The organism is Achromobacter sp. UMC71, assembly GCF_014170305.1.
In the GTDB taxonomy this organism is placed as follows: domain Bacteria; phylum Pseudomonadota; class Gammaproteobacteria; order Burkholderiales; family Burkholderiaceae_B; genus Achromobacter.
The window spans coordinates 25,367-50,351 of the sequence record NZ_LZZT01000037.1; the positions used below are offsets into that span (position 1 = coordinate 25,367).

Genomic DNA, 24,985 nt, shown 5'->3' on the forward strand with positions numbered 1-24,985 from the left:
TGAGCGATGGGCTTTTTACTGTGCGGCCGGGGGCAGGCCTTGAGTCCGGTGAAGGACTTAGAAAATGTGGCGCATGCCCAGGCCAGCGCCGAGTTGGCTGCTGCGGCCGGCGATTTCGCCACGGGCGGCGTCGTTGACCTTGTTGAAGTCGACGGTGCCATACACCTGGGTGCGCTTGGACAGCGCGTACTCGGCCACGGCCACCAGGGCGTAACGCTTGCCCTTGTCGCCGTCTTCGACCACGTTCTTGCTCTGGTCGTAGTAGGCGGCGCCGGTGATGGCCCAGCGCGGGGTGGCCTGCCAGGTCACGCCGGCGAAGTAGCCGTTGTCCTTGCGGTCGAGCTGGGCGGTGGTGGTGCCGCCCATGACGGCGTTGACCCAGCCGGTCTGGTCGCGGCCGTTGAAGTAGCCAGCGAACACCTTGGCGCTTTCGAACTGGTACGAGGCGCTCAGGTTCCACACTTGCTGGCGCAGGTCGGAGTCGGTGCCTTGGTAGGTCTTCATGAAGGCGCCGCCCAGGCCGAGCTGGCCGACGGTGTAGCGCAAGCTGATGCCCATTTGCTGGCCAGCCTTCTTGTCGTCCCAACGGTCGCCGTTGGCCCACGACGCGATCACGGCCAGGTCGCCGATCGTGTTCGAGTAGCGGACGGTGTTGTTGTTGCGCACGCGGCCCATGGCGGCGGGCAGCCACGAGTTTTCGTTGTAGTTACCAACGGTCAGCGGATCGAAGTAGTCCGCCATCAGGTCTTGGATGACCGTGTTTTGCAGACCCAGGGTCAGCGCACCGATCTTGCCGCCGTCCAGGCCGACATAGGCCAGGCGGTTGAAAGTCTTGCTGGTGTCGGACGCGCGGCCGTTCTGCACATTGAAGCCTTGCTCCAGGCGGAAGAAGGCGCGGTTGCCGTCGCCCAGGTCTTCCGAGCCACGCAGGCCCCAGCGGCTGTTCGAGATGGCGCCGTTTTCCATCGAGATGCGGCTGCCGTCCACGCCGGTCGAACCGGAGCTGGTGTTGACGTAGCGCATGCTGACGTCGGCGATACCGTACAGGGTTACGCTGGTTTCCGCCGAAGCGGCGCTGGCGGCGAGGCCGAGGCCGGCGGCAGCGAGAGAGAGGGTGATGCGTTTCACGAAGGCTTCTCCTAGATGTTTCTGTTCTTAGCGTGCGCCGGGCTTTTGACTCGGCTGGGCGCGCCTGGCGGTTCGCCTGGAGCTCGGCCGTCGCACCGACGCCAGGGTTGGCGCGGGTCCGGAGCGGTGGCCGTGTTCGCGTTCTTGCGCCATCTCGGTGCGGAAATAGAACGCCACGGGGATTCTAAAAAAGTTACCGGTTGTGTTGTTGCTTTATCTTTTTGGCGTTTTCCCTGGGTTTACAGAATTACAAAAAAGGCGATTGTTGAAACAATCCGAGGATTGTCCCAAAAAAACCCCGTTGCAAGAACGGGGTTTCGAGGGGCGGTTCAGCGGATCAAAGCGTCATGTGCAGTGGCAGCCATGTCGCGATGCCCGGGATGGCGTAGAGCAGCAGCACGGCCAGGATCATCAGGAAGAACATCGGCAGCGAGGCTCGCGCGATGTAGGGCAGTTCGCGTCCGCTCATGCCGGACAGCACGAACAGGTTGAACCCCACCGGCGGGGTGATCTGTGCCATTTCCACAACGAAAACGATGAAGATGCCGAACCAGATCAGATCGATGCCGGCGGCCTGCACCGTGGGCAGCAGCACGCCCATGGTCAGCACGACGATGGAAATGCCGTCCAGGAAGCAGCCCAGGACGATGAAGAACACCATCAGCGCCATGATCAGCCCGAACTGCGACAGGCCGAGCCCGCCGATCCATTCAGCCAGCGCCCGGGGCAGGCCGATGTAGCCCATGGCCAGCGTCAGGAACTGCGCGCCCGCCAGGATCAGCGCGATCATGCAGTACAGCCGGGTGGCGCCCAGCAAGGACTGCTTGAACGTGCCGTAGTTCAGCGAGCCCTGCAGCGCCGACAGGATCAGCGCGCCGACCACGCCGACGGCCGCGGCTTCGGTGGCCGTGGCGATGCCGGTGTAGATCGAGCCGAGCACGGCGCCGATCAGCAGCATCACCGGGATCAGGTGGCGCGAACGCGACAGTTTTTCGCGCAGCGACAGGCCGGGATCGGCGGCCGGCACCTGGCCGGGGTTGCGGATCGCCCACCAGGCGATGTAGCCCATGAACAACAGTGCCAGCAGGATGCCCGGCACGATACCCGCGATGAACAGCTTGGCGATGGACACGTCCGCGGCCACGCCGTACACGATCATGATGATCGAGGGCGGGATCAGCAGCCCCAGCGTGCCCGCGCCCGACAGCGTGCCCAGGATCTTCTCCTCGGGGTAGCCGCGGCGGGTCAGCTCGGGAATCGTCATCTTGCCGACCGTGGCGCAGGTGGCCGCCGACGACCCTGACACCGCCGCGAAGATCGCGCAGCCGATGACGTTGGTGTGCAGCAGCCGGCCAGGCAGGCGGTTCAGCCACGGCGCCAGGCCCTTGAACAGGTCTTCGGACAGCCGGGTGCGGAACAGGATTTCACCCATCCACAGGAACAGGGGCAGGGCGGTCAGGGTCCAGCTGGACGAGGCGCCCCAGATGGTGACGGCCATGGCGTCGCCGGCCGGACGGCTGGAGAATATCTCCATGCCGATCCAGGCGGTGCCCGCCAGGGTCAGGCCGACCCAGACGCCGCAGCCCAGCAGCGCGAAGATCGAGACGACCAATAAGGTAATGACGAGAAGTTCATTCATGGGTTTGCTGCGAAGTGGCGGCGGCCAGGCCGCGTGAACGGCGAACCAGCTCATCGAGCAGGGCGACCAGGAACAGCACCGTGCCCGCGGCCATGCTCAGCTGCGGAATCCACAGCGGCGTGGCGTCGTTGGACGTGGAGATGTCGTTGAACTGCCACGAGTCATAGGCCAGCTTGACGCTGAAGAACGCGAAGGCGGCGGCCATCAGGCAGCCCATTGCCAAGGCGAACATGTCCAGGCGGCGGCTGCCAGCGGGCGATAGCGCATTCAGCAGCAGCGTCACGCGGATGTGCTCGCCGTGCTTGAACGTGCTGGCCAGCGCCAGGAAACCCGCGGCGGCCATGAAATAGCCGGCGTACGCATCCGTGCCGGGGATGTTCAGGCCCAGCTGGCGCGCGACGATCGCGGCCAGCACGGATACCAGCACGCCGATTGTGCACAGGCCGGCCAACAGGCCGGCCGCGCCGTAAAGTCCATCTAGAAAGCGGCGCATGGCGTTATCACTGCTTCCTGTAGGCGTCGATCATGGCCTGGCCGTCGGCGCCAGCTTTCTTGAGCCAGTCGTCAAGCATGCGCTTGCCGATGACTGACAGGCCTTCCTTGAGTTCGACCGTGGGCTTGATGGTTTCCATGCCGTTCTTGGCCAGCTCGTCCTGGTACCACTTGTTCTTTTCCTGCGACAGCTTCCAGCCGCGTTCTTCGGCCTGGGCGCCGGCCTTCTTCAGGGCCTGCTGCGTGGCCGGATCCAGCGCCTCGAAGGCCTTCTTGTTCACGATCACGGCATTCTTGGGCAGCCAGGCCTGGGTGTCGTAGAACTTCTTGATGTATTCGTAGGTCTTGGTGTCGTAGCCGGTGGAGGCCGAGGACATGTACGAGTCGATCACGCCGGTGGCCAGGGCCTGGGCCAGTTCGGCTTGCTGCACCGTCACGGGCTGGGCGCCGACCAGTTCGGCGATCTTGGCGGTGACCGGGCTGTAGGCGCGCCACTTCAGGCCCTTCATGTCGCTGATCTGCTTGATGTCCTTGTTGGCGAAGATGCCCTGGGGCGGCCATGCCACGGCGTACAGCAGCGTCATGCCCTGCGAATTCAGCTTCTTTTCAAGGAATGGCTTCTGCGCCTGGTACAGCTTGAACGAGGCGTCGTAGCCGGTCGCCAGGAAGGGCAGGCCGTCCAGTTCGTAGATCGGGTCTTCGTTGGCGAAGTTGGTCAGGAGGATCTCGCCGATCTGTGCCTGGTTGCCCTGTACGGCACGCTTGATCTCCGGCGCCTTGTACAGCGAAGCGTTGTTATGCAGCGTGATCTTGAGCTTGCCTTCGGACAGCGTGTCCACGTCCTTGATGAAGGTGGTCAGGTTTTCGACGTGAAAGTTGCTGGCCGGGTAGGCGCTGGGCAGGTCCCACTTGGTTTGCGCCTGTGCGCCCGCGCTGAACGCCAGGAGGATGCTGCCGGTCAGCAGCGAGATTTTCTTGAACATGGGATGGTCCTTCTTTGCGAATGATGGCAAGGCGGTGCTTGCCCGGTAGGCATTGCGAAAAAAGAGCGAGCGCGTATGACGCGTTGCTGAAAAGCCGTGCCATTCTATGTTGCCGTGCAGTCACAAAGTTCCTGTAAACGCGCATTTACGGGTAATTCCTAGGCCGGACGCGCCACAATGATTGAAGATTGAAGCATTGTGGGCGCGGCCGTCCCGCGGCACATCGCGAGGCGGGTTTTTCTTCTAAGATTCCAACGTTGAATCGTGTCGCAGAGGCTTGTGTGAATTTCGTTTTCCGTCGTGATGAATTGCTGGTCGAAGAAGCGTCCAGCGTATTGCCCGACCTGGACGCCTGTGTTCGGGTAGGCGTGGCGGCCGAAGGGCTGCAACCGGTCTGGGCCGCGCCGGAGTCGCCGGCTCGCACCATCCATGTCGAGCCGGGCGTCGAGCCGCCGCACGGCTATGCCTTCAAGAAGCTGCGCTCGCTGTTCGGGGTGTTCGATGACGAACGCATGGCCCTGGCCGGCCGTGCCTACCAGATCGCGGAGTGGGCCCGCACGCATCGCTTCTGCGGCGCCTGCGGCACGGCTACCGAGCGCGTGGCCGGCGAGTTCTGCCAGCGTTGCCCGGCCTGCGGCTTTTCGGCCTATCCGCGCATTTCTCCGGCCATGATGGTGCTGATCCGCAAGGGAGACAGCATTCTGCTGGCCCGCCATACCACCACCGCCACCTCGCGCTACACAGCGCTGGCCGGGTTCGTCGAGCCCGGCGAAAGCATCGAGCAGACGGTGCACCGCGAGGTCTTCGAAGAAGTCGGCCTGAAGGTCGGCAACCTCAAGTACTTCGGCAGCCAGTCCTGGCCGTTCCCGCATTCGCTGATGGTGGCCTACACCGCCGAGTACGTATCGGGCGACATCCGCGTGCAGGAAGACGAGATCGCCGACGCGCGCTGGTTCGGCCCGGGCGATGCGATGCCCGACATCGCGCCGCGCATCTCGATTGCCGGGTCGCTGATTCGCGCGCATCTGCCGGCCGGCTGGGACGCACCGTAAAACGAGGTGAGGCGCCCCTCGCCGGGCGCCCCTGGCCGGGCGCTTTTCTCCTAGGGTATTCCCTCGAAATGAGGGATTTTTTACGTCCCTGATTTATTTTTTATTGATGAAATATAGATAAATTATTAGTATTTCGCACAGATAAACTTGTTGTGCGGCTTCCATGACTTCCACGTTGATCGCCTCGTCGGCCCATCTGGCCGGGGGCAGCGCGCCCGATCTGTCCGAGGTCGAATTCGGATTGATGATCGCCAGCCACGCCTTTGACCGCTGGACGGTGCGATGCATGGCAGCCGCGGGCCTGCCCGACCTGACACCGACCGACGTCATGGTGTTGCACCACGTGTTCCATCGCCAGCGCCCCAAGAAACTGGCCGACATCTGCTTCACGCTCAACGTCGAAGACACGCACATCGTCAATTACGCGCTCAAGAAGCTGGACCGGCTGGGCGTGGTCAAGGGCGAACGCGCCAGCAAGGAAGTGTTCTACAGCGTCACGCCCGAGGGCGCGGCCATCATCAAGCGCTACGGCGAAATCCGCGAGCAATGCCTGACCGCCGGCCTGGATGCGCCGGGCGGGGGCGGCCTGGAATTCAGCCGCCAACTGGCGCACACCCTGCGTGCGCTGTCCGGCCTGTACGACCAGGCCGCGCGCGCCGCGACTTCCCTATAACCGATACGCGGGGCTCGCCCCGCCGCCTGCAACCCGCCCGTGGCTCGCAAGGCCGCGGCGGCTTCCCGTACCCGAGGATACTTATGAAGTGGCAATTCTGGATTGATCGTGGGGGCACCTTCACCGACATCGTGGCGCGTCGCCCCGATGGCTCCACCACCACGGCGAAGATGCTGTCGGAAAATCCCGAGCAGTATCGCGATGCCGCCGTGGCGGGCATCCGCAAGCTGCTGGGCATCGCCCCGGGGCAGCCGGTGCCGACCGAACAGGTGGAATGCGTCAAGATGGGCACCACCGTGGCCACCAACGCGCTGCTCGAACGCAAGGGCGAGCGCACACTGCTGGTGACCACCCGTGGTTTCCGCGACGGGTTGCGCATCGCCTATCAGAACCGTCCGCGCCTGTTCGACCGCAACGTCGTACTGCCGGAAATGCTTTATGAAAGCGTGGTCGAGGCCGACGAGCGCGTGGCCGCCGACGGCGAAGTGATCCGCGACCTGGACGAGGCCGCTCTGCGCCGCGACATGCAGGCCGCGTTCGACAACGGTATCCGCGCCGTGGCGATCGTATTCATGCACGCCTGGCACGCCGCCGGACACGAGCAGCGCGCCGCCCGCATCGCGCGCGAGGTCGGCTTCACGCAGGTGTCGGCCTCGCACGAGGTCAGCCCGCTGATCAAGTACGTCTCGCGCGGCGACACCACCGTGGTCGACGCCTACCTGTCGCCCATTCTCAAGCGCTATGTGGACCAGGTGGCGGGCGAACTGCCCGGCATCCGCCTGATGTTCATGCAATCGAGCGGCGGCCTGACCGACGCCCACCGCTTCCGCGGCAAGGACGCGATCCTGTCCGGCCCCGCGGGCGGCATCGTCGGCATGGTACGCACCAGCGAACAGGCCGGCTTCGACAAGATCATCGGCTTTGACATGGGCGGCACGTCCACCGACGTGTCGCACTACGCCGGCGAATTCGAACGCGAGTTCGAAACCCAGGTGGCGGGCGTGCGCATGCGCGCGCCCATGATGAGCATCCACACCGTGGCGGCCGGCGGCGGCTCTATCCTGCATTTCGACGGCGCGCGCCTGCGCGTCGGGCCGGATTCGGCCGGCGCCAATCCGGGCCCGGCCTGCTACCGCCGCGGCGGTCCGCTGGCCGTGACCGACTGCAACGTGCTGCTGGGCAAGATCCAGCCAGACTTCTTCCCCAAGGTGTTCGGCCCCGAGGCCAACGAGCCGCTGGACCGCGACGCCGTGGCGCAGCGCTTCTCGGCCATGGCCGACGAGGTGCGCGCCGCCACCGGCCGCGACATGACGCCCGAGCAATTGGCGGAAGGCTTCCTGGAAATCGCCGTGGGCAACATGGCCGAAGCCATCAAGCGCATTTCGGTGCAGCGGGGGCACGACGTCACCGAATACGCCCTGACGGTATTCGGCGGCGCGGGCGGGCAGCATGCCTGCCTGGTGGCCGACGCGCTGGGCATGACCACCGTGTTCGCGCATCCGCTGGGCGGCGTGCTGTCCGCCTACGGCATGGGCCTGGCAGACCAGACCGACATGCGCCAGAAGACCGTCGAAAAGGTGCTGGACGCCGGCCTGATGCACGAGCTGGCGGGCGAACTGGACGCGCTGGCCGGCCAGGCCGTGGGCGAGTTGCGCCGTCAGCACGTGGCCGACAGCGACATCAGTGTGCAGCGTCGCCTGCATCTGAAGTACCGCGGCACGGACACGGCGCTGGAAGTCGCCTATGGCGACCTGGAGCAGGCCCGCAAGGACTTCGAGGCGGCCTATCGCCAGCGCTATTCCTTCCTGATGCCCAACCGCGAGTTGGTGGTCGAGACTATTTCGGTCGAGGCCACGGGCGGCGGCGAGCGCGTCACCGAGACGCCGGCCTCGCGCACCCGGGACGGCGCACTGGCGGCCCGCCGCACGGTGCGGATGTACAGCGGTGGCGCCTGGCGCGAGACGCCGTTGTACGTGCGCGAAGACATGGCCGGCGGCGACGTGGTGGCGGGCCCCGCCATCATTTCCGAGCCCAACCAGACCACCGTGGTCGAACCCGGCTGGCAGGCCGAGCTGACGGCGCAGGACCACTTCGTGATCCGCCGCGTCCAGGCGCGTCCGCAGCGCCGCGCCATCGGCACGCAGGCCGATCCGGTGATGCTGGAGGTCTTCAACAACCTGTTCATGTCCATCGCCGAGCAGATGGGCTACCGGCTGCAGAACACGGCCTACTCGGTCAATATCAAGGAACGTCTGGATTTCTCCTGCGCCATTTTCGACGCCAAGGCACGCCTGATCGCCAACGCGCCGCACATGCCGGTGCACCTGGGGTCCATGGGCGAATCCGTGCGCACGGTCATGAACGCCAACGCCGGCCGCATGCAGCCGGGCGACGCCTACGTGGTGAACGACCCGTACCACGGCGGCACGCACTTGCCCGACGTCACGGTGATCACGCCGGTGTTCGACCGCAAGGGCGGGGAAATCCTGTTCTACGTCGGCTCGCGCGGCCACCATGCCGACATCGGCGGGACCACGCCGGGCTCGATGCCGCCGGATTCCAAGACGGTGGAAGACGAAGGCGTGCTGTTCACCAATTTCCAGCTGGTCAAGAATGGCGAGTTCCGCGAGCAGGCGGCGCGCGACATCCTGGGTTCGGGCCGCTGGCCCGCGCGCAACCCCGACCAGAACATCGCTGACATGCATGCGCAGATCGCCGCCAACGAAAAGGGCGTGCAGGAACTGCTGCGCATGTGCGATCACTTCGGGTTGGACGTGGTGCGGGCCTACATGGGCCACGTGCAGGACAACGCCGAAGAAGCGGTGCGCCGCGTGATCTCGGTGCTCAAGGACGGCAGCTACGAGTATCCGCTGGACAACGGCGCGGTGATCCGGGTGGCGGTGCGGGTGGACAACCAGGCGCGCAGCGCCGTGGTGGACTTTACCGGTACCTCGCCGCAACTGGACAATAACTTCAACGCCCCGGGCGCCATCGCGGTGGCCGCGGTGCTGTATGTGTTCCGCACCTTGGTCAACGACGATATTCCGCTGAACGACGGTTGTTTGGTGCCGCTGTCCATCATCCTGCCGGAAGGCTCGATGCTGCGCCCGAATCCGCCGGCCTCGGTGGTAGCGGGCAACGTTGAAACGTCCATGTGCATCGTCAATGCGCTGTATGGCGCGCTGGGTGTGCTGGCTTCCAGCCAGGGCACGATGAACAACTTCACGTTCGGCAATGCGCGCCACCAGTACTACGAGACGATCTCGGGCGGCACGGGCGCCGGGCCGGTCAGGATCGACGCCGCGGGGCCGCAGGATGAAGGCTTCGCCGGCACCTCGGTGGTGCAGGCGCACATGACCAACTCGCGCCTGACGGACCCCGAAGTGCTGGAGTTCCGCTTTCCGGTGCGGCTGGAGTCGTACGAGATCCGCCACGGCTCGGGCGGGGCGGGGCGCTATCCGGGCGGCGACGGCGGCATCCGCCGCATCCGCTTCCTGGAAGACATGACCGCGGCCATCCTGTCGAACAACCGCCGCTTCGCGCCGTTCGGCCTGGCTGGCGGGCAACCTGCCGCCATGGGCCGCAACTATGTCGAGCGGCTGGACGGCTCGATCGAGGAGCTGGGTCCGCAGGACAGCGCCCAGTTGCGCCCGGGCGATGTGTTCGTGGTGGAAACCCCCGGCGGCGGCGGCTACGGCGCGGCCTGATCCGGGGTTGTAATGACCCGGCCGTATCGGTCTGCCGATACGGCCGGGCAAGGCCCGGTCCCGCTCAGGCAGGGCCGGGCTTTTTTTCGTCGTCGGGGTCGGTCATGACATCCAGGGCGATGTCGGCCCGCGCTTTGCGGTCGTAGACCCGCAAGGTCACTTCGTCGTCGCGGATCTCGAAAATGGCGGTGGCCAGGGTGTTTTCGTCGTCCGGGTCGTCCTTGGCGGTGCGCAGGATCGGCAGATCGCCGCGGGCGTCGTGCAGCGCGGCCAGCAGGTCGGCGCCGCAGGTGGCCGGCGACCAGCCGTCCACGATGCCTTCGATGCGGTTCTGCCGCGTGCGCGACGAGTCGGTGATGATCTGCGCCTGGCCGCGGGTTTCCTGGTGGATCATGTGGTTGGCGTGCCCGTAGCGGGTGCCGATTTCCAGGAAGGACGCGCCGCCCGGCGCCACTTCGGCGCTGAAGATGCGCGGGTCGGCCGCCGACCCCAGCGTGTGGTGAAAGCCGCCCGAGCGCGGGGCATCGCGCAGCAGCGCGATTGCCTCGTCCAGTGTGGTGCAATCGAGCACCGCCCGGGCCAGCAGCATGCGCGGCACGCCGGGATGGCGCTGGCGGGTGCGCAGGTTGTTGATGGTCTGCACCAGGCCGGCGCGGTTGGCGGCGAAGGTGTGCCCGGGCAAGGATCCCGGGTAATAAAAACTGAGATAACCGGGCGCGTTTTCCAGCGCCACGTCGACCAGGTGGCAGCGGCCATACAGGTAGGGATCGCCGTCTTCGTTGTGGCCGATCCAGCGGGTGCCGTCGGCGGCCTTCAGGGCCACCGAGGTGCAGCCGTCGCCGGTGCTGCTGTGCAGGAGGTCGCCGCGGCAGTTCCATAGCAGCACGTCGGCCAGCGGCATGCGCAGCCCCTCGGCCAGGCCTTCGAGTTCTTCCCATATCCCGGGCAGCGCCTCGCGGGCAAACTGGCCAAGCTCGTCCAGATACCGGTGGCCGCGCCAGGGCCGCAGGGCCTCCCAGGTGCCGTTCTGGTCCAGGTAGGCGGCCATCAGGGGCCGGGCAAGCTTGCCCAGGGCCACGCCAACCTGGCGGCGGTTGCCGGCGATGCGTACATATTTGTAGGGCATGGGGATTCTCCGGGTGTCATGCGGATTGTAATTTTTCTAAGCTCTCTCCGGTGGGGACGGATGCGTTAAGATTTGCCGTAAGTTGCTCCGGCGATCCCGGCGTGACCGGCATCATGTCCCAACTACAACCCCGGGAACCAAAGGGTCCCCAAGAGGAGAGTTTCATGATTAAACGCAAAGTCGCCGCCGCCTTGGTCGGCCTGTCCGTGGCCATGTTCGGCGCTGCTTCCGGCGCCTACGCCCAAGGCAAGGAATTGGTGGTGGCCACCGATACCGCTTTTGTCCCGTTCGAGTTCAAGCAGGGCAATACCTACGTCGGTTTCGACGTGGACCTGTGGGCCGCCATCGCCAAAGAGCTGAACCTGAAGTACAAGCTCCAGCCGATGGACTTCAACGGCATCATCCCGGGCCTGCAGACGAAGAACATCGACGCCGCGCTGGCGGGCATCACGATCCGCGACGACCGCAAGAAGGTCATCGACTTCTCCGATCCCTACTATGAAAGCGGCCTGGCCATCCTGGTCAGCGACAAGAACAGCGACATCAAGGACGCCAAGTCGCTGGCCGGCAAGACCGTCGCCGTCAAGACCGGCACGGCTACCGTGGACTTCCTGAAGGCCCAGGTGCCGGACGCCAAGCTCAAGCTGTTCCCCAACATCGACAATGCTTACCTCGAATTGGCCACCGGCCGGGTCGACGCCGCCGTCCACGACACCCCCAACGTCCAGTATTACGCCAACACGGCGGGCAAGGGCCGCGTCAAGGTGGTCGGCTCGCTCAAGAGCGGCGACTTCTACGGCATCGCCTTCCCCAAGGGCAGCGATCTGGTGCCGCAGGTGAACAAGGCGCTGGCCACCCTGAAGTCCAACGGCCAGTACGACGCCATCTACGAGAAGTGGTTCGGCAAGAAACCCTGATCGTTCACGCTTGATTGATTCTGCATTTCGGGGTCGCCCGGCAGTATGGGGCCCTGGCGCACTTCGGTGGCGCCGGGCCCTGGCGGGCGGCCCCGAGCCGTTTGCCGCCTGGCCTTGTTGCCATGACGCGGCGCGGTTGCACGCTATTAAGGGGTAATCGTGGATTTTGACTGGAACGTAGTAACAGAGGCGTTGCCCAACCTGTGGGTAGGCACGCAAATGACCATCAAGATCACCTTCTGGGGTCTGTTCGGCGGCTTCCTGCTGGGCGCGCTATCCGGCGTGACGCGGGCCTACGGGCATCCCATCCTGTCGGGCATCGCGCAGGTGTATGTCGCGGTCATCCGCGGCACGCCGATCGTGGTGCAGGTGATGTTCATCTATTTCGCCTTGCCGCTGCTGGCGAATATCCGCGTGGACGCCGAATGGGCGGCCATCGTCACGCTCATCATCAACTCGGGCGCCTATATCTCGGAAATCGTGCGCGGCTCGCTGTTGTCCGTGCACAAAGGCCTGAAGGAAGCGGGCCAGGCCATGGGCCTGCCGTTTCACAAGATCCTGTTCCACATCATCGGGCCGGTGGCGTTTCGCCGCATGATTCCGCCGCTGGGCAACCAGTGCATCATCAGCCTGAAGGATTCGTCGCTGTTCATCGTGATCGGCGTCGCGGAACTCACGCGCCAGGGCCAGGAAATCATGGCCGCCAACTTCCGCGCGGTCGAGATCTGGTCCGCGATCGCGATTGTCTACCTGATCCTGACGGGCACGATGGCGCTGGTCCTGCACCTGATTGAAAAGAGGATGCGCATACTATGAGCATGGTTGAATTTCATAACGTCACCAAGAACTTCGGCGAGTCCATGGTGCTCAATGGCATCTCGCTCAACATCGATGCGGGCGAAGTCGTGGTGGTGGTGGGCCCGTCCGGGTCGGGCAAGTCCACCTTCCTGCGTTGCATCAACGTGCTGGAAACCATCAATGGCGGCGATCTGCTGGTCGACGGCCTGAGCGTGAACGGTGGGGCGGCGCAGGTGCGCGAGATCCGCCGCGAGGCCGGCATGGTGTTCCAGCAGTTCAACCTGTTCCCGCAGATGACCGCGCTGGAAAACGTCATGTTCGGGCCGGTGCACACGCGCGGCCAGAGTCGCGACGAAGCGCGCGAGCTGGCCAAGCAGCTGCTCAACAAGGTCGGGTTGGCCGAGCGCATGGACCACTATCCGGGCGAACTGTCCGGCGGCCAGCAGCAACGGGTGGCCATCGCCCGCGCGCTGGCCATCAAGCCCAAGCTGATGCTGTTCGACGAACCCACCTCGGCACTCGATCCCGAACTGCGCCACGAGGTGCTCAAGGTCATGCGCGACCTGGCCGAGGAAGGCATGACCATGGTCGTGGTCACCCACGAAATGGAGTTCGCGCGCAAGGTCGGCAGCCGCTTGATCTTCATCGACGCGGGCAAGATCGCGCACGATGGTCCGCCCGCGGATCTGCTGGACAATCCGCCCAGCCAGCGCCTGAAGGATTTCCTGCAGCACGTGACCTGACGGCAAGGCGCCGGTCTCGTCCCGGCGCCTTGCCGTGGCGGCCGAGTAGCGGCCGGTAGGCGGTTCGTCAGCGGCCCGCGGGCAAGGCCAGGACCTCGTCGGTCGTCATGATGTCGCCGAAGGTATCGGCCAGCGCCGCCAGCGTCGCGCGGTGCAGTTCCGCCTGCGGCACCACGCCGTGGCGCGTGTCCAGGTCGCGGGTGGCGCAGGCGTCTTCGGCCACGATCACCTGGTAGCCCAGCGGCACCGCGTCGCGGGCAGCCCCGGCCACGCAGGCATGCGTCATCAGGCCCGCAATCACCACCGTGTCGATGCCGCCGGCCTTCAGCCGGCTGTCCAGGTCCGTGCCGGGAAACGCGCTGACGTTCGTCTTGCGTACCACGGCGTGGCCGGCGCCGGGCTGCAGCTCGGGATGGAAAGCCACGGTCGGGCCGCCGTCGGCGAACAGCGGGCTGCCGGCAGGCAGCACATGCTGCACGTGGATCACGGGCATGCCGGACTGGTCCGCGTGCGCGATCAGGCGCCGGGCATTGCGCAGGGCGCGCAAGCCGTCCGGAATCGGCATCCGGCCGCTGAAATATTCTTCCTGGAAATCGATGACGAGCAGCGCCGTGGCGGCGGGCTTCAGGGATTGGGGCGCGGTCGCGCCTGCCATCGTGCGGATGGTGGGGTGGCTCATGGAGTGCCTCGCTTGGGTAAAGCCCGGCTGCCGGCAGCCAGGGCGGGATAGGGCGTCCAGTATCCGGCGCCTGGCGTTAGCGCAAAAGTGGCCCGATAGCCAATATGCGCTAGGATTGGGCCATTCGAATTTGCGCGAGTATCGATCCATGCATACCGTCGCCGTGGTGGCCTTTGACGGCATCAGCCCCTTTCATCTGTCCGTGCCCTGCATGGTGTTCGGCGACGACCTGGCGCGGCTGGGCGTGCCGCGCTACCGCCTGCTGGTGTGCGGCGAAAAGGCCGGGCTGGCCGCAACGATGTCCGGCTTCAATATCGAGGTGCCGTACAATCTGTCCGTGCTGGAACAAGCCGACACGGTCATCGTGCCGGCGTGGCGCGACCCCGATGAACGGCCGCCGCAGGCCTTGCTGGATGCCTTGCAGGCGGCGCATGCGCGCGGGGCAAGAATGGTCGGACTGTGCCTGGGTACGTTCGTGCTGGCCGAAGCCGGTCTGCTGGACGGGCGCATTGCCGCTACCCACTGGGTCTGGGCCGCCGACTTCGTGGCCCGCTATCCGCGGGTCAGGCTGGACCAGGACGTGCTGTACGTGGACGACGGCGACATCCTGACATCCGCCGGCACGGCCGCCGCCATCGATTGCTGCCTGCATCTGCTGCGCCGCGATCACGGCGCGGACGTGGCCAACCGCATTGCCCGCCGCATGGTGGTGGCGCCGCAGCGCCAGGGCGGGCAGGCCCAGTACATCGAACAACCGCTGCCCGGCAAGGCCGAGGGCGGCGACCGGCTGCGCGCCACGCTGGACTGGGCCATCGAGCACCTGCAGGAACCGCTATGCCTGGATCTGCTGGCGGCGCGCGCCAAGATGAGCCGGCGAAATTTCACGCGTCATTTCAAGGCCCAGACCGGCGCTACCGTATCGCAGTGGCTGCTGAACCACCGGCTGGCGTCGGCCCAGCGGCTGCTGGAGACCAGCGACCACGGCATCGACCAGATCGCGGGCATGGTGGGGGTGGGGTCGGCGGCATCGCTGCGGCAGCATTTTGCCGCCGCGTTCGCGGTGTCGCCGGGCGCGTACCGCAAGCAGTTCCGGCGCGGCTGAATGCGCGGGCGCGCCGGGAGAGCGGAGCGAGAGCAAACGCCGGGCGCGGGTTGACCCACCCGCACCCGGGATCAGCCTTTGACGCGGACGATCTTCTGGACCTGCGGCACGTGGCGGATGGCGCGGATGACCTGGGCCAGGTGCTTGCGGCTGTCGACCTGGATGGTCAGATGCAGCGACACCGTCGACACCGCGTCATCGTGCATGGTGACATGCATGATGTTGGCATCGGCCGCCGTGACTTCCGCGGCCAGACGGCCCAGCACGCCGCGTTCGTTGCGGGTGACGATGTCCAGGCGGGTCGCCAGGTGCTTGGCCGTGTGGGCGTCCCAGGCGACGTTGATCCAGCGCTCTGGTTCGCGCAGGCGCTGGCGCATGGCGACCGGGCAGTCGGCCGTGTGCACCACCAGGCCGTGGCCCATGCGCATGCCGGCAATGATCGGGTCGCCGGGCAGGGGGCCGCAGCAGGGCGCCAATTGCACCGCCTGGCCTTCGTTGCCCTGGATCAGGATGGGCGCGCTGCGCGCCGAGGTCAGTTCGTCCACCGCGGCGGCGGTGGTGGCCACCAACTGGTGTTCGGGTGCGAAGCGGCGCGCCACCACGGCTGCCAGCCGCTTGCCCAGGCCGATGTCGGCCAGGATTTCTTCGCGTGAGCTGGCGCCGGTGCTGCGCGCCAGTTTCTGCCAGGCCGGGTCGTCGGTGGCCGGCAGCGGCATGTGCAGCTCTTGCAGGGCCTGGCCCAGCAGGCGTTCGCCGAAGGCGACGGATTCTTCGTACTTGACGGTACGCAGGTAGTGGCGGATTTCAGAGCGGGCGCGGCCGGTGCGCACGTAGTTCAGCCACTGGGCGTTCGGGCGCGAAGCGGGCGAGGTGACGATTTCGACCGTGTCGCCGCTGTTGAGCTCGGTGCGCAGCGGCACGAACTCGCCATTGACCTTGGCCGCCACGGCCTGGTTGCCGATGTCGGTATGGATGGCGTAGGCGAAATCGACGGGCGTCGCGCCGCGCGGCAGCGAGATGATCTTGCCGCGCGGCGTGAAAACGTAGACCGCGTCGGGGAACAGGTCGACTTTGACGTGTTCGAGGAATTCGCCCGAATCGCCTGTCTGGCTCTGGATGTCGAGCAGTGACTGCAACCACTGGTGGGTGCGCTTTTGCAGGTCGTTCAGGGTCAGGTCGGCGCCCTTGTACAGCCAGTGCGACGCTACGCCTTCTTCGGCCACATGGTGCATGTCGCGCGTGCGGAACTGGAATTCCACCGGCGTACCGTAGGGGCCCACCAGCGTCGTGTGCAGCGACTGGTAGCCGTTGACCTTGGGGATGGCGATGTAGTCCTTGAATTTGCCGGGCACCGGGCGGTACAGCTGGTGCAGCGTGCCGAGCGACAGATAGCACTCAGGCAGCGTATGCACGATGACCCGGAAGCCGTAGATGTCCAGCACATCGGAGAAGGACTTTTTCTGGTCCACCATTTTGCGGTAGATGCCGTAGAGCGTCTTTTCGCGGCCGGTGACTTCGGCTTCGATGCCGGCGGCCGGCAGCGCGGCGCGCACGGAGTCGGCGATCTTGCCGATGACTTCGCGGCGGTTGCCGCGGGCGGCCAGCACGGCCTTGTATAGCACCTGGTAGCGGTTGGGGTACATGGCCGCAAAGCACAGGTCCTGCAGTTCGCGGAACAGCAGATTCAAGCCCAGGCGATGCGCGATAGGCGCGTAGATGTCCAGCGTTTCGCGGGCGATGCGGCGGCGCTTTTCGGGGTTGACCGCGTCCAGCGTGCGCATGTTGTGCAGGCGGTCGGCCAACTTGATGAGGATGACGCGCACGTCGCGCGCCATCGCCAGCAGCATCTTGCGAAAGCTCTCGGCCTGCTGTTCGGCCTTGGTGGCGAAATCCAGCCGGTCCAGCTTGGACAGGCCATCGACCAGCTCGGCGACTTCGGGGCCGAATTTTTCGGCCAGCTCGTGCTTGGCGATGCCCTGGTCTTCCATCACGTCGTGCAGCAGGGCGGCGGACAACGCATTGACGTCGAGCTTCCAGCCCGCGCAGATTTCGGTGACGGCGATGGGGTGCGAAATGTAGGGCGAGCCGCTGGCGCGGAACTGGCCCAGGTGCGCCTGATCCGCGAAGCGATAGGCTTCGCGCACGCGTTCCACATCTTTCTTGTCGAGATAGCTGCCGATGATTTCGGTCAGCGGCGCCAGCGAAGCGACCGGCGAGGCGGTCGCGTCAGCCGCTTCTTGCGCGGCGACGGACGGTGGCGCGGAGGGGTGTTTGTCTTTCTTGCCCGTGCGACGCCCAAGACGGGAGCCGGCACGTAGCGCGGCAAGCAGACCAGATGAAGCGTACTTCAGCCCGGGAAAAGCCATGCTTGCCGCCCCCCGGAGAGTATCAGGTGGGAACTTTACGCAGCATTTCCACGCCGGTTAGGCCGCCCGCGATTTCGCGCAGTGCGGTGACCGTGGGCTTGTCTTTGCTGTCCAGGCGCGGGGCATGGCCTTGCGCCAGCTCGCGGGCGCGGTACGTAGCGGCCAGCGTGAGCTTGAAACGGTTGGGGATCTGATTCAGACAGTCTTCGACGGTAATGCGAGCCATTAGGACACCTGGTGCTGATGGTGGATAGGGAGAATGCGGATTCGTTTCAGTGCGCGGCCGGGATGCCGAGCTGCGCGAACAAATCAGCGTGGCGGGCGGCCTGAGACGAAAAACGCAGCCGCGCGGCGCTGACGATTTGAGTCAGTTCCGATAAGGCTACGCTAAATTCTTGATTAATAATAACATATTCGCATTCAGGCGCGTGGGCGATTTCGCCGCCCGCGGCCATCAAGCGGCGCGCGATAACCTGGGGCGCATCCTGGCCCCGCGCCTTGAGCCGGCTTTCGAGTTCTTCGATGGACGGCGGCAGCACGAAAATGCCAATCGCGGCGGGAAAACGCTGGCGCACCTGGCGCGCGCCTTGCCAATCGATTTCGAGCAGGACGTCGCGGCCTTCGCGAGTGGCGGCATCGATGGGATCGCGCGGCGTGCCATAGAAATTGCCATGCACTTCGGCCCATTCCAGCAGGCGCTGTTCTTCGCGCAGCTGTTTGAATTGGCCGGTGTCGATAAAACGGTATTCACGGCCGTCTTCTTCGCCGGGGCGGGGCGCGCGGGTGGTGCAGGAGACGGACAGTTCAATGGCGGGGTCTTGCTGGAGCAAGGCCTTGACCAGACTGGACTTGCCGGCGCCGCTGGGCGCGACGACCATGAAGACGTTTCCGGGATTGGCGTGCATGAATATGACGTGCGTGTGATGCTAAGACCCGAAGGATAGCAAATCGCGCGGCGCGGCAGGGGAAAACCCGCCGCGCCGCGTCGTCTATTTTGCAGCCCTGGATAGGCTGCGAGACCGCCGCGAAGCCATTATTTGGCCGCGGTTTTCGCCAGTTTGCCGCCAGGCGCGGGCGAATCGCTGCCGAGCAGATGGCCGTTGATCTCGATGCCATACAGCGAGTCGTCGCTGTCGTGGTACTTGGCGCGGGTCTTGGCGACCGATTCGGTATAGCGCGGATCCTGCGGGCGTTCGTGCGCGTTCATGAAATACGCCACGTCCCAGGCCTCCTGGTCGCTGAGCATGCCGGCCTGGCCCAAGGGCATGTTGGCCTTGATGAAGCCAGCGGCGTTGCCGATCTGGTGCATGCCGGCGCCCCAGTTGAAGGAGTCCGGGCCCCACAGGGCGGGAAACACCCAGTGCGAGCCGTTCTTCTGCCCTTGGCCCTTGTCGCCGTGGCAGACCGCGCAGTATTGGCCGTAGACCTCGCTGCCGCGCACATAGTCGGCCTTTTGCGCCGGGGCGGCCAGCTTGAGATAGCCTTGGCCCTTGAGCGGCACGCCCGTGGGCGCCTTGCTGGCCAGCCAGAACATGTAGGTCTGCAGCGCGGTCAGGACGGGATCGTCCGCGGCGGGCGCCTTGCCGTTCATGCTGAAGCGGAAACAGCCTTGCAAGCGTTCGGCCAGCGTATTGACGTGGCCGTTCTTGGCCCGAAAGGCCGGGTACAGCACGTAGGCTGCCCACATCGGCGCGGAATCGGGGCGGCGGCCGGCGTCCAGGTGGCAGCTGGCGCAGTTCAGGTCGTTGCCGACGAATTGCGAGGCGTTTTTGGGGGTGTGCAGGAAGATCTGCTCGCCCTGGCGCACGATCTTGCCGAATTCGCTGTCGGGCAGCGACGCGGCGGCCGGTGGCGTGAAGGCAGGGCGGGCGTCGGCGGCCAGGGCCGGGGCGGCCGGCGCCAGGAAGCCGGCGGCGCTCAGGGCGGCGGCAGCCAGCAGCCGGGTGTAACGGTAGGGGGTGGGGTAGGGGGTGGCGTTCACGGCTTGGCTCCCGCGGAGGTGGCTTGCGCGGCAAGCAGGTCGGCCGCCTTGGGCAGGCCGGCGTAGTAGGCGGACACGGCGTCGATTTCGGCGTCGGTCAGGCGGGTGGCGACGGCCGGCATCAGGCCGAGCGGGCCGGGCGGACGCTGGCCTTGGCGCCAGGCGCGCAATTGGCCGGCGATATAGGCCGCGGGCTGGCCCGCCAGGCTGGGGAAGTTGGCGCCGACGCCAATGCCGCCCGGGCCATGGCACTGATTACAGGCCGGCACGTTCTTGTCCCAGGCGCCGCGGGTCGCCAGCCAGGCGCCGGTATCGTCAGGCTTGACCGGGTGCTGCGCGGTGGCGGCCAGGCGGTCCAGGTTCAGCGGCGAGGGCAGGGTCGAGTAGTACTGCGCCACGGCCTGGCGTTGGGCGGGACTGAGCGCCTTGGCAGTGGCCGCCATGACGGGGCTCACGCGCGAGCCGTTGGCCATGGCTTCCAGCTGCTCGGCCAGATAGGTCGCGCCGATGCCCGCCAATTGCGGGAAGCCGGCGACGGGATTGCCTTCGCCCTTGGCGCCGTGGCAGGTGACACAGGCGGGCGCGCCGTTGGCGCCCTGAGTGCTGATCTGTCGTCCGTCGGAGGCGTTTTGGGCGCTGGCCAGGGCGCTGGCGCCGAGAGCCAGCGCGCCCGCCCAGCGGGCGGCGAAATGGGGCCTGGAAGGCATGGAGGGGGCTCCGTGAGAGTTATTGATTTTGAGTAATAAGCTAATTTCCAGAAATTATATAAAAGGTTGTGACAGATCAGGGCGAATCGCTGCATTTGCGCCGCCGCGGGGGGCGGCGGTGAAGTATCCGTCGTTTCATTTGCTTGCGTGAGTCCAGGGCGGAATGGAACGTTCGCTTGCAGCATGGCCAGATTGATTCGGGTAGCATTTCGCCGATCGATAACAAGGAGAATCGGATGCACACGAACGAGATCGAGCCCCCCCGCGTTGCCCTGGTCACGGGCGCCGGCACTGGCATAGGCCGGGCGGTGGCGCTGGAATTCCTGGCGCAGGGATATCGCGTGGTGCTGGCCGGCCGCCGGCGCGAACCGCTGGAAGCCACGCGCACAGCGGCGGGCGAAGACGGCATCCGCGCGCTGGTGGTGCCCACGGACGTGTCCAATGAACAAGCGGTGCGCGAGCTGTTCGACACGACGCAACGGGAATACGGCCGTCTGGATGTGCTGTTCAATAACGCCGGCCGTGGCGCCCCTGCCATGCCGATCGAGGAATTGCCCGTGGCGCTCTGGCGCGAGGTGGTCGACACCAACCTGACCGGCATGTTCCTGTGCGCGCAAGCCGCCATTCGCGTGATGAAGGCGCAAACCCCGCAGGGCGGCCGCATCATCAACAACGGTTCGATCTCGGCCCACGCGCCGCGGCCGTTCTCGATCGCGTACACGGCCACCAAGCACGCCGTGACCGGGCTGACCAAATCGATTTCGCTGGACTGCCGCCAATATCACATCGCCTGCGGCCAGATCGACATCGGCAACGCCGCCACCGAGATGACCGAGCGCATGGCTGCGGGCATCCTGCAGGCCGACGGCAGCACCAAGGTCGAGCCGCGCATGGACGTCGCCCACGTCGCCCAGGCCGTCGCCGCCATGGCCCGCCTGCCGCTGGAAGCCAACGTCCAGTTCATGACCATCATGGCCACCAACATGCCGTTCGTGGGACGCGGTTGAGCCGCTGGACACAGAGATAGTCAAAAAGGCGCCATCAGGCGCCTTTTTTCCGTCACAAGCGCCCCGCCGCCGGGCCGCCCCAAGGCGGGGCAGCCCCCCCGGGGGGCAGCAAGCACGCGCAGCGTGTGCGGCGTGGGGGCTCCTTCCTTCGCCCCGCCGCCGGGCCGCCCCAAGGCGGGGCAGCCCCCCCGGGGGCAGCAAGCACGCGCAGCGTGTGCGGCGTGGGGGCTCCTTCCCTGCGGCGGGGGGCTTTCCCTTCTATCGACCCGCGATCATCTGGCCCTGGGCCTTGTCGATGTAGCTGCGCGCGCCGACGTAGCGCTTGGACCAGTACGGGTTCTTCATTTCGTCCACGCGGACCTTGGCGCCGCGGCGCGGGGCGTGCACGAATTTGTCCTGGCCGATGTAGATGCCCACATGCGAGGTGGTGCCGCGGCCGCGGGTGGCGAAGAACACCAGGTCGCCGGGCTTGAGCTGCTGCTTGTTGCGCACCGTGTCGCCCTCGGTGCGCTGCTGGCGGGCGGTGCGGGGCAGTTCCAGGCCGGCGATTTCGCGGTACACGAACAGCACCAGGCCGCTGCAGTCGAACCCTTCTTCGGCGTCGTCGCCGCCCCAGCTATAGGGCGTGCCGATGGCGGCCAGGCCGGCTTGCACGACGCGTTCGCGCAGCGTGGGCACGGTGGGTTCCTGTGCCAGGCTTAGGCCAGACAAGGAGCCGCGGGCGGAATCGTGGGAGGGAATGGACGCCTGGGCGGCGCCGGGTAACCAGGAGAACGTCAGGGCCAGCAGGGGCGCTGACAGGAAGGCGGGAATGCGGAACGAGGCAAATCGTGCTTTTCGCGTGGGCGGCGTCATTACGTCACTTCAAGAATCGGAGTGGGCGGCATGGCTTTGCACTGGGCAAGCCGGCGGAAAGAAGGCAGGGGAGCCTAGGGTCTGCCAACACGCTGGGGGGTGTTTTTCGGGTGTTGGCAGGCCTTAGGCCCCACTGACTGCCACGGTATTGTAATGGAATAAAGTTTCATTACATTTGTAGTGCAATGCAGCATTCTGGCGGCGCGGCCGTTACCTTGTCAGGTCGGAAAAAGGTAACGGCCAGCCGCCAAACGGGCTAAAAAAACGGGCCAAAAAATAAACGGGCCAAGAAAGCGAAACGGCCCGGAAAAGCCCAACGGGGTAGCGGCAGCACCGGACGGATCGGCCAGGCGGGTTTTGGCATGCCCGACCCGTCCAGGGCGCATGGTCAGAAACTGCCGCGCAGGCCGACCATGACGGCACGGCCGCCCTCGGGGGCGACGTCGCGCAGGACCGAGGTCGCGTAGCGGATGGTCTGGTTGGTCAGGTTGATGCCGCGGACGTAGGCCTGCCATTGCACCGCCGCCACCTTGAAGCGATAGCCGGCGTTGGCGTCCACGCTGTAATAGCCAGCCGTGGCGGTGTCGTTGTCGGGACGGCTGTGCTGGGCGAAGGCCTTGGACACGCTGACGCCGGCGCTATAGGCGCCATAGCCGTAGTCCAGCGCCACGCGCAGCCGCAGCGGCGGAATGCGCGGCAGCGAGCGGCCGGTGTCCAGATTGCGCGCCACCGTGTAGTCGCCCGACAGGCCCAGGTCCAGCTTGTGGCCGTTGCGTTGCAGCACGCGGGTGCTGCTTTCCGCTTCCACGCCGTACAGGCGGGCGGCGACGCCTTGGTAGCGGGCTTCGGGCAGCGCGTCGTTGTCGCCGGCCGCCACCACGGCGCCTTCGTCAGTGCGATAGCGGCCGGTGTTCATTTCGGCCAGGTAGTTGGAGAAGCGGCTATAGAACACGCCGATGCTGGCCTTGTCGGCGTCCTGCTTGTAGCGCAGCGACAGGTCGCCGGACCAGGCGCGTTCCTTGCCCAGGCCCTGGTCACCGACCAGGTATTGGCCGGTGGCCCCGTGCGGGCCATTGGCGTATAGCTCGTAGAAGGTGGGGGCGCGTTCGGTGTAAGCGGTATTGGCGGCCACCGACCAGACGCTGCTCAACTTATAGATACCGCCCAGCGAGAAGCTGCTGGCGGTAAAACTGGTGCGGCTGGAACCGTCAAAGCGCTCGTTGCCGCCGCCCGAGGGGCTCAGGCGGGTGTGGTCGGCGCGGGCGCCGGCGCTGAGGGTCAGGCGGTCGTTCAGCTTCCATTCTTCAAGCGCGAAGAGGGCAGCCAAATCGGTGTCGGTGGTCGGCACCAGGGCTTCGTCGCCCAGCGCCGAGAAGCGCGTCTGGCCCAGTTGCAACCCGACCACGCCGTGCAGCGGCCCGATGTCGGCGTGGCGCGCTTCGATGCGGGCTTCGTAGCCGCGGTTTTTGAAGGTGGTGCCGACTTCGCCGTTGTCGATTTCCTTGTGCTGGTAGTCGGTGTAGGCGAAGTTCAGCTTGACGCTGGTGAACAGGCCGTCGAGGTCGCGTAGTTCGCTGGCAAAGCCGAAGCGTTCCTGGTGCATCTTGATGCGCACGTCGGGTTCCGCGACCGAGCCGTAGTCGGCGTCGTAGCCGCTGTAGGACAGGCCGGCGTAGCCGCGGTCGCCCGTCCAGGACATGCCGAGCGCGCCGCCGCTGGCTTGGCCGTCGCTGTTGGGCAGGGTGCCGCGCGGCTGGTCGCGGTCGGGGCCGTCGATGGCGCGTTGCTGGGCGCTGCGGGCATAGCCCGGAATGCGCAGGTCGCCGGTCTTGCGGCTGAAGGCGTCGGCGTGGATGGCGAAGGTGCCGTCGCCGCCTTCCAGTTGCACGGCGCCGTTGCGGTCGTTGTTGGCGCCGCCGTAACTGCTGGCCACGTCGCCGTGGATGCCCTCGATGGGCTCGGTCGGGATGCGGTTGTCGATCGTATTGACCACGCCGCCAATGGCGCTGCCGCCATAGAGCAAGGCGGCCGGACCGCGCAGGATCTCGACACGGTTAGTCGACAGCGGGTCTTGCGGCACGGCGTGGTCGAACGACAGGGACGAGGCGTCCAGCGCGCCCACGCCGTTGTTCAAGAGACGGATGCGGTCGCCGTCCATGCCGCGGATGATGGGCCGGCCCACCATCGGGCCATAGGTGGTGGTGGATACGCCGGGCAGGCCGTTGAGCGTTTCACCCAGATTCGAGCCGCGGCGCAGGTCCAGGTCGATGCCCTGCACGATCGTGGACGGCGAGGCCAGGGCTTCGCTGCCCAGCGGGTTGGCGGTGATGACGACGGGCGACAGCGTGGTGGTGTCAGGCGCGGTCTGGGCGCGGGCGGCCTGGGGCAGGGCCATCAGGCAGGCCAGGGCAAGGGGCGTAAGGGCGAAGGCGCGCAGGGGCGGACGCGCCCCGGGCTGGGAAGAAGCAAAAGACATGGTGGCAATCCTGGGGGCCGGCCGCGAAGGTGCGGCGGCGGAGGTTGAAATCGGACGTGAGGGATTTCAAGCCGCCGCGGGCGGAGCGCGGGATTGGAACCAGTTGCCGGCGGCCACGGTGGCGCCGACGGGCGTTGACGGGGGCGGGGCAATGCGCGGCGCGGCGCCGGCAATGAACGGGAAGGACGCCGGCAGGGTGGCGTCCAGCAAGTCCCAGATGTGGCACAGGTCGCAGTGGCCAAGCTTGTCGGCCGCGTGCGCGTCGTCGGGAAGGGACGCGGGCGCGGTCGACGAATCAGATGCGGGACCGGATGCATCCGCCACGCGCGCGGCGGATATGTTGCCCGGGGCGGACCCGGCCCCGGTGTCCAGGTGCGTCAGCAGGTGCCGCAGGCCGCCCAGCGGCGCCAGCAGCAAGCAGGCGCACAGCCAGGACAGCACCGCCCATCGGGCAAGGTGCTGGGGACTGCCTGGACGGGGGCCAAAAGCCGACGGCATGAGAAGCAGGGAAAGGCGGAAAAACGGAATGATATATTGTTTCTATTGCGAGGGCG

22 protein-coding genes are annotated in these 24,985 nt (G+C 66.2%); 8 read left to right on the forward strand and 14 right to left on the reverse strand.

What is annotated here, in order from left to right; genetic code table 11:
• Positions 1-57 precede the first annotated feature (57 nt).
• From A9974_RS17945 to A9974_RS17960, 4 genes are all read right to left on the reverse strand, one after another.
• A complete protein-coding gene (locus tag A9974_RS17945; protein ID WP_183005526.1) occupies positions 58-1,128 on the reverse strand; it encodes a porin in 1,071 nt (356 codons plus the stop codon).
• Between the two features lie 337 nt (positions 1,129-1,465).
• The gene (locus tag A9974_RS17950) at positions 1,466-2,767 is read right to left on the reverse strand and encodes a TRAP transporter large permease (RefSeq protein ID WP_183005527.1); all 1,302 of its coding nucleotides are present in this window, start codon (positions 2,765-2,767) and stop codon (positions 1,466-1,468) included.
• Positions 2,760-3,260, reverse strand: coding sequence for a TRAP transporter small permease (locus A9974_RS17955; protein ID WP_183005528.1), 501 nt, complete (start codon positions 3,258-3,260; stop codon positions 2,760-2,762). Before A9974_RS17955 ends, A9974_RS17950 begins: the two co-directional genes overlap by 8 nt.
• 7 nt (positions 3,261-3,267) lie before the next feature.
• Positions 3,268-4,242, reverse strand: coding sequence for a TRAP transporter substrate-binding protein (locus A9974_RS17960; protein ID WP_183005529.1), 975 nt, complete (start codon positions 4,240-4,242; stop codon positions 3,268-3,270).
• A gap of 281 nt (positions 4,243-4,523) precedes the next feature.
• Between A9974_RS17960 and nudC the strand changes: the two genes are divergently transcribed.
• The 3 genes from nudC to A9974_RS17975 all read left to right on the forward strand — a co-directional run bounded on the left by nudC (position 4,524) and on the right by A9974_RS17975 (position 9,674).
• Positions 4,524-5,294, forward strand: a complete 771-nt coding sequence (gene nudC / locus A9974_RS17965; protein WP_183005530.1) for an NAD(+) diphosphatase — start codon at positions 4,524-4,526, stop codon at positions 5,292-5,294.
• A gap of 163 nt (positions 5,295-5,457) precedes the next feature.
• Positions 5,458-5,967 carry a winged helix DNA-binding protein gene (locus A9974_RS17970; RefSeq protein ID WP_183005531.1) on the forward strand — a complete coding sequence of 170 codons (510 nt, stop codon included), beginning with the start codon at positions 5,458-5,460 and terminating at the stop codon, positions 5,965-5,967.
• A gap of 83 nt (positions 5,968-6,050) precedes the next feature.
• On the forward strand, positions 6,051-9,674 hold the full coding sequence (locus tag A9974_RS17975) for a hydantoinase B/oxoprolinase family protein (protein WP_183005532.1): 3,624 nt from the start codon (positions 6,051-6,053) through the stop codon (positions 9,672-9,674).
• A 64-nt stretch (positions 9,675-9,738) separates the two neighbouring features.
• Here the strand turns inward: A9974_RS17975 and A9974_RS17980 are convergent, their stop codons facing one another.
• Complete coding sequence (locus A9974_RS17980) at positions 9,739-10,800, reverse strand: C45 family peptidase (RefSeq protein WP_183005533.1); 1,062 nt, start codon at positions 10,798-10,800, stop codon at positions 9,739-9,741.
• Positions 10,801-10,964: 164 nt separating this feature from the next.
• Between A9974_RS17980 and glnH the strand changes: the two genes are divergently transcribed.
• The 3 genes from glnH to glnQ all read left to right on the forward strand — a co-directional run bounded on the left by glnH (position 10,965) and on the right by glnQ (position 13,258).
• Complete coding sequence (glnH, locus tag A9974_RS17985) at positions 10,965-11,717, forward strand: glutamine ABC transporter substrate-binding protein GlnH (protein WP_183005534.1); 753 nt, start codon at positions 10,965-10,967, stop codon at positions 11,715-11,717.
• A 159-nt stretch (positions 11,718-11,876) separates the two neighbouring features.
• Entirely contained in the window at positions 11,877-12,533 is a 657-nt protein-coding gene (gene glnP / locus A9974_RS17990) for a glutamine ABC transporter permease GlnP (RefSeq protein WP_025136478.1), read from the forward strand.
• Positions 12,530-13,258, forward strand: a complete 729-nt coding sequence (gene glnQ / locus A9974_RS17995; protein WP_220806011.1) for a glutamine ABC transporter ATP-binding protein GlnQ — start codon at positions 12,530-12,532, stop codon at positions 13,256-13,258. Before glnP ends, glnQ begins: the two co-directional genes overlap by 4 nt.
• A 67-nt stretch (positions 13,259-13,325) precedes the next feature.
• Here glnQ and A9974_RS18000 read toward each other — a convergent pair whose 3' ends face one another.
• Positions 13,326-13,937 carry a cysteine hydrolase family protein gene (locus A9974_RS18000; protein WP_183005535.1) on the reverse strand — a complete coding sequence of 204 codons (612 nt, stop codon included), beginning with the start codon at positions 13,935-13,937 and terminating at the stop codon, positions 13,326-13,328.
• A gap of 148 nt (positions 13,938-14,085) precedes the next feature.
• On the opposite strand from A9974_RS18000, the gene A9974_RS18005 reads away from it, so the two are divergent.
• Entirely contained in the window at positions 14,086-15,039 is a 954-nt protein-coding gene (locus A9974_RS18005; RefSeq protein WP_183005536.1) for a helix-turn-helix domain-containing protein, read from the forward strand.
• 71 nt (positions 15,040-15,110) lie between these two features.
• On the opposite strand, the gene A9974_RS18010 is transcribed toward A9974_RS18005, so the two are convergent.
• The 5 genes from A9974_RS18010 to A9974_RS18030 all read right to left on the reverse strand — a co-directional run bounded on the left by A9974_RS18010 (position 15,111) and on the right by A9974_RS18030 (position 20,093).
• Positions 15,111-17,405 carry a bifunctional (p)ppGpp synthetase/guanosine-3',5'-bis(diphosphate) 3'-pyrophosphohydrolase gene (locus A9974_RS18010; protein WP_183005537.1) on the reverse strand — a complete coding sequence of 765 codons (2,295 nt, stop codon included), beginning with the start codon at positions 17,403-17,405 and terminating at the stop codon, positions 15,111-15,113.
• Positions 17,406-17,427: 22 nt separating this feature from the next.
• Positions 17,428-17,631: a DNA-directed RNA polymerase subunit omega gene (gene rpoZ, locus A9974_RS18015; RefSeq protein ID WP_006219679.1), complete on the reverse strand. Its 204-nt coding sequence runs from the start codon at positions 17,629-17,631 to the stop codon at positions 17,428-17,430.
• Between the two features lie 46 nt (positions 17,632-17,677).
• Entirely contained in the window at positions 17,678-18,310 is a 633-nt protein-coding gene (gmk, locus tag A9974_RS18020) for a guanylate kinase (RefSeq protein WP_183005538.1), read from the reverse strand.
• A gap of 128 nt (positions 18,311-18,438) precedes the next feature.
• A complete protein-coding gene (locus A9974_RS18025; RefSeq protein WP_183005617.1) occupies positions 18,439-19,344 on the reverse strand; it encodes a c-type cytochrome in 906 nt (301 codons plus the stop codon).
• Positions 19,345-19,382: 38 nt separating this feature from the next.
• Positions 19,383-20,093, reverse strand: a complete 711-nt coding sequence (locus A9974_RS18030; protein WP_183005539.1) for a c-type cytochrome — start codon at positions 20,091-20,093, stop codon at positions 19,383-19,385.
• 236 nt (positions 20,094-20,329) lie between these two features.
• Here A9974_RS18030 and A9974_RS18035 point away from each other — a divergent pair, with 236 nt between their 5' ends.
• Entirely contained in the window at positions 20,330-21,100 is a 771-nt protein-coding gene (locus tag A9974_RS18035; protein WP_183005540.1) for an SDR family oxidoreductase, read from the forward strand.
• A gap of 258 nt (positions 21,101-21,358) precedes the next feature.
• On the opposite strand, the gene A9974_RS18040 is transcribed toward A9974_RS18035, so the two are convergent.
• The 3 genes from A9974_RS18040 to A9974_RS18050 form a co-directional block, all read right to left on the reverse strand.
• Complete coding sequence (locus tag A9974_RS18040) at positions 21,359-21,955, reverse strand: C40 family peptidase (protein WP_183005541.1); 597 nt, start codon at positions 21,953-21,955, stop codon at positions 21,359-21,361.
• A 388-nt stretch (positions 21,956-22,343) separates the two neighbouring features.
• Positions 22,344-24,431 (reverse strand): TonB-dependent receptor, encoded by a 2,088-nt coding sequence (locus A9974_RS18045; protein WP_183005542.1) that lies wholly within the window; start codon positions 24,429-24,431, stop codon positions 22,344-22,346.
• A gap of 66 nt (positions 24,432-24,497) precedes the next feature.
• Positions 24,498-24,872, reverse strand: a complete 375-nt coding sequence (locus A9974_RS18050) for a hypothetical protein (protein ID WP_370539645.1) — start codon at positions 24,870-24,872, stop codon at positions 24,498-24,500.
• Between the last annotated feature and the right edge of the window lie 113 nt (positions 24,873-24,985).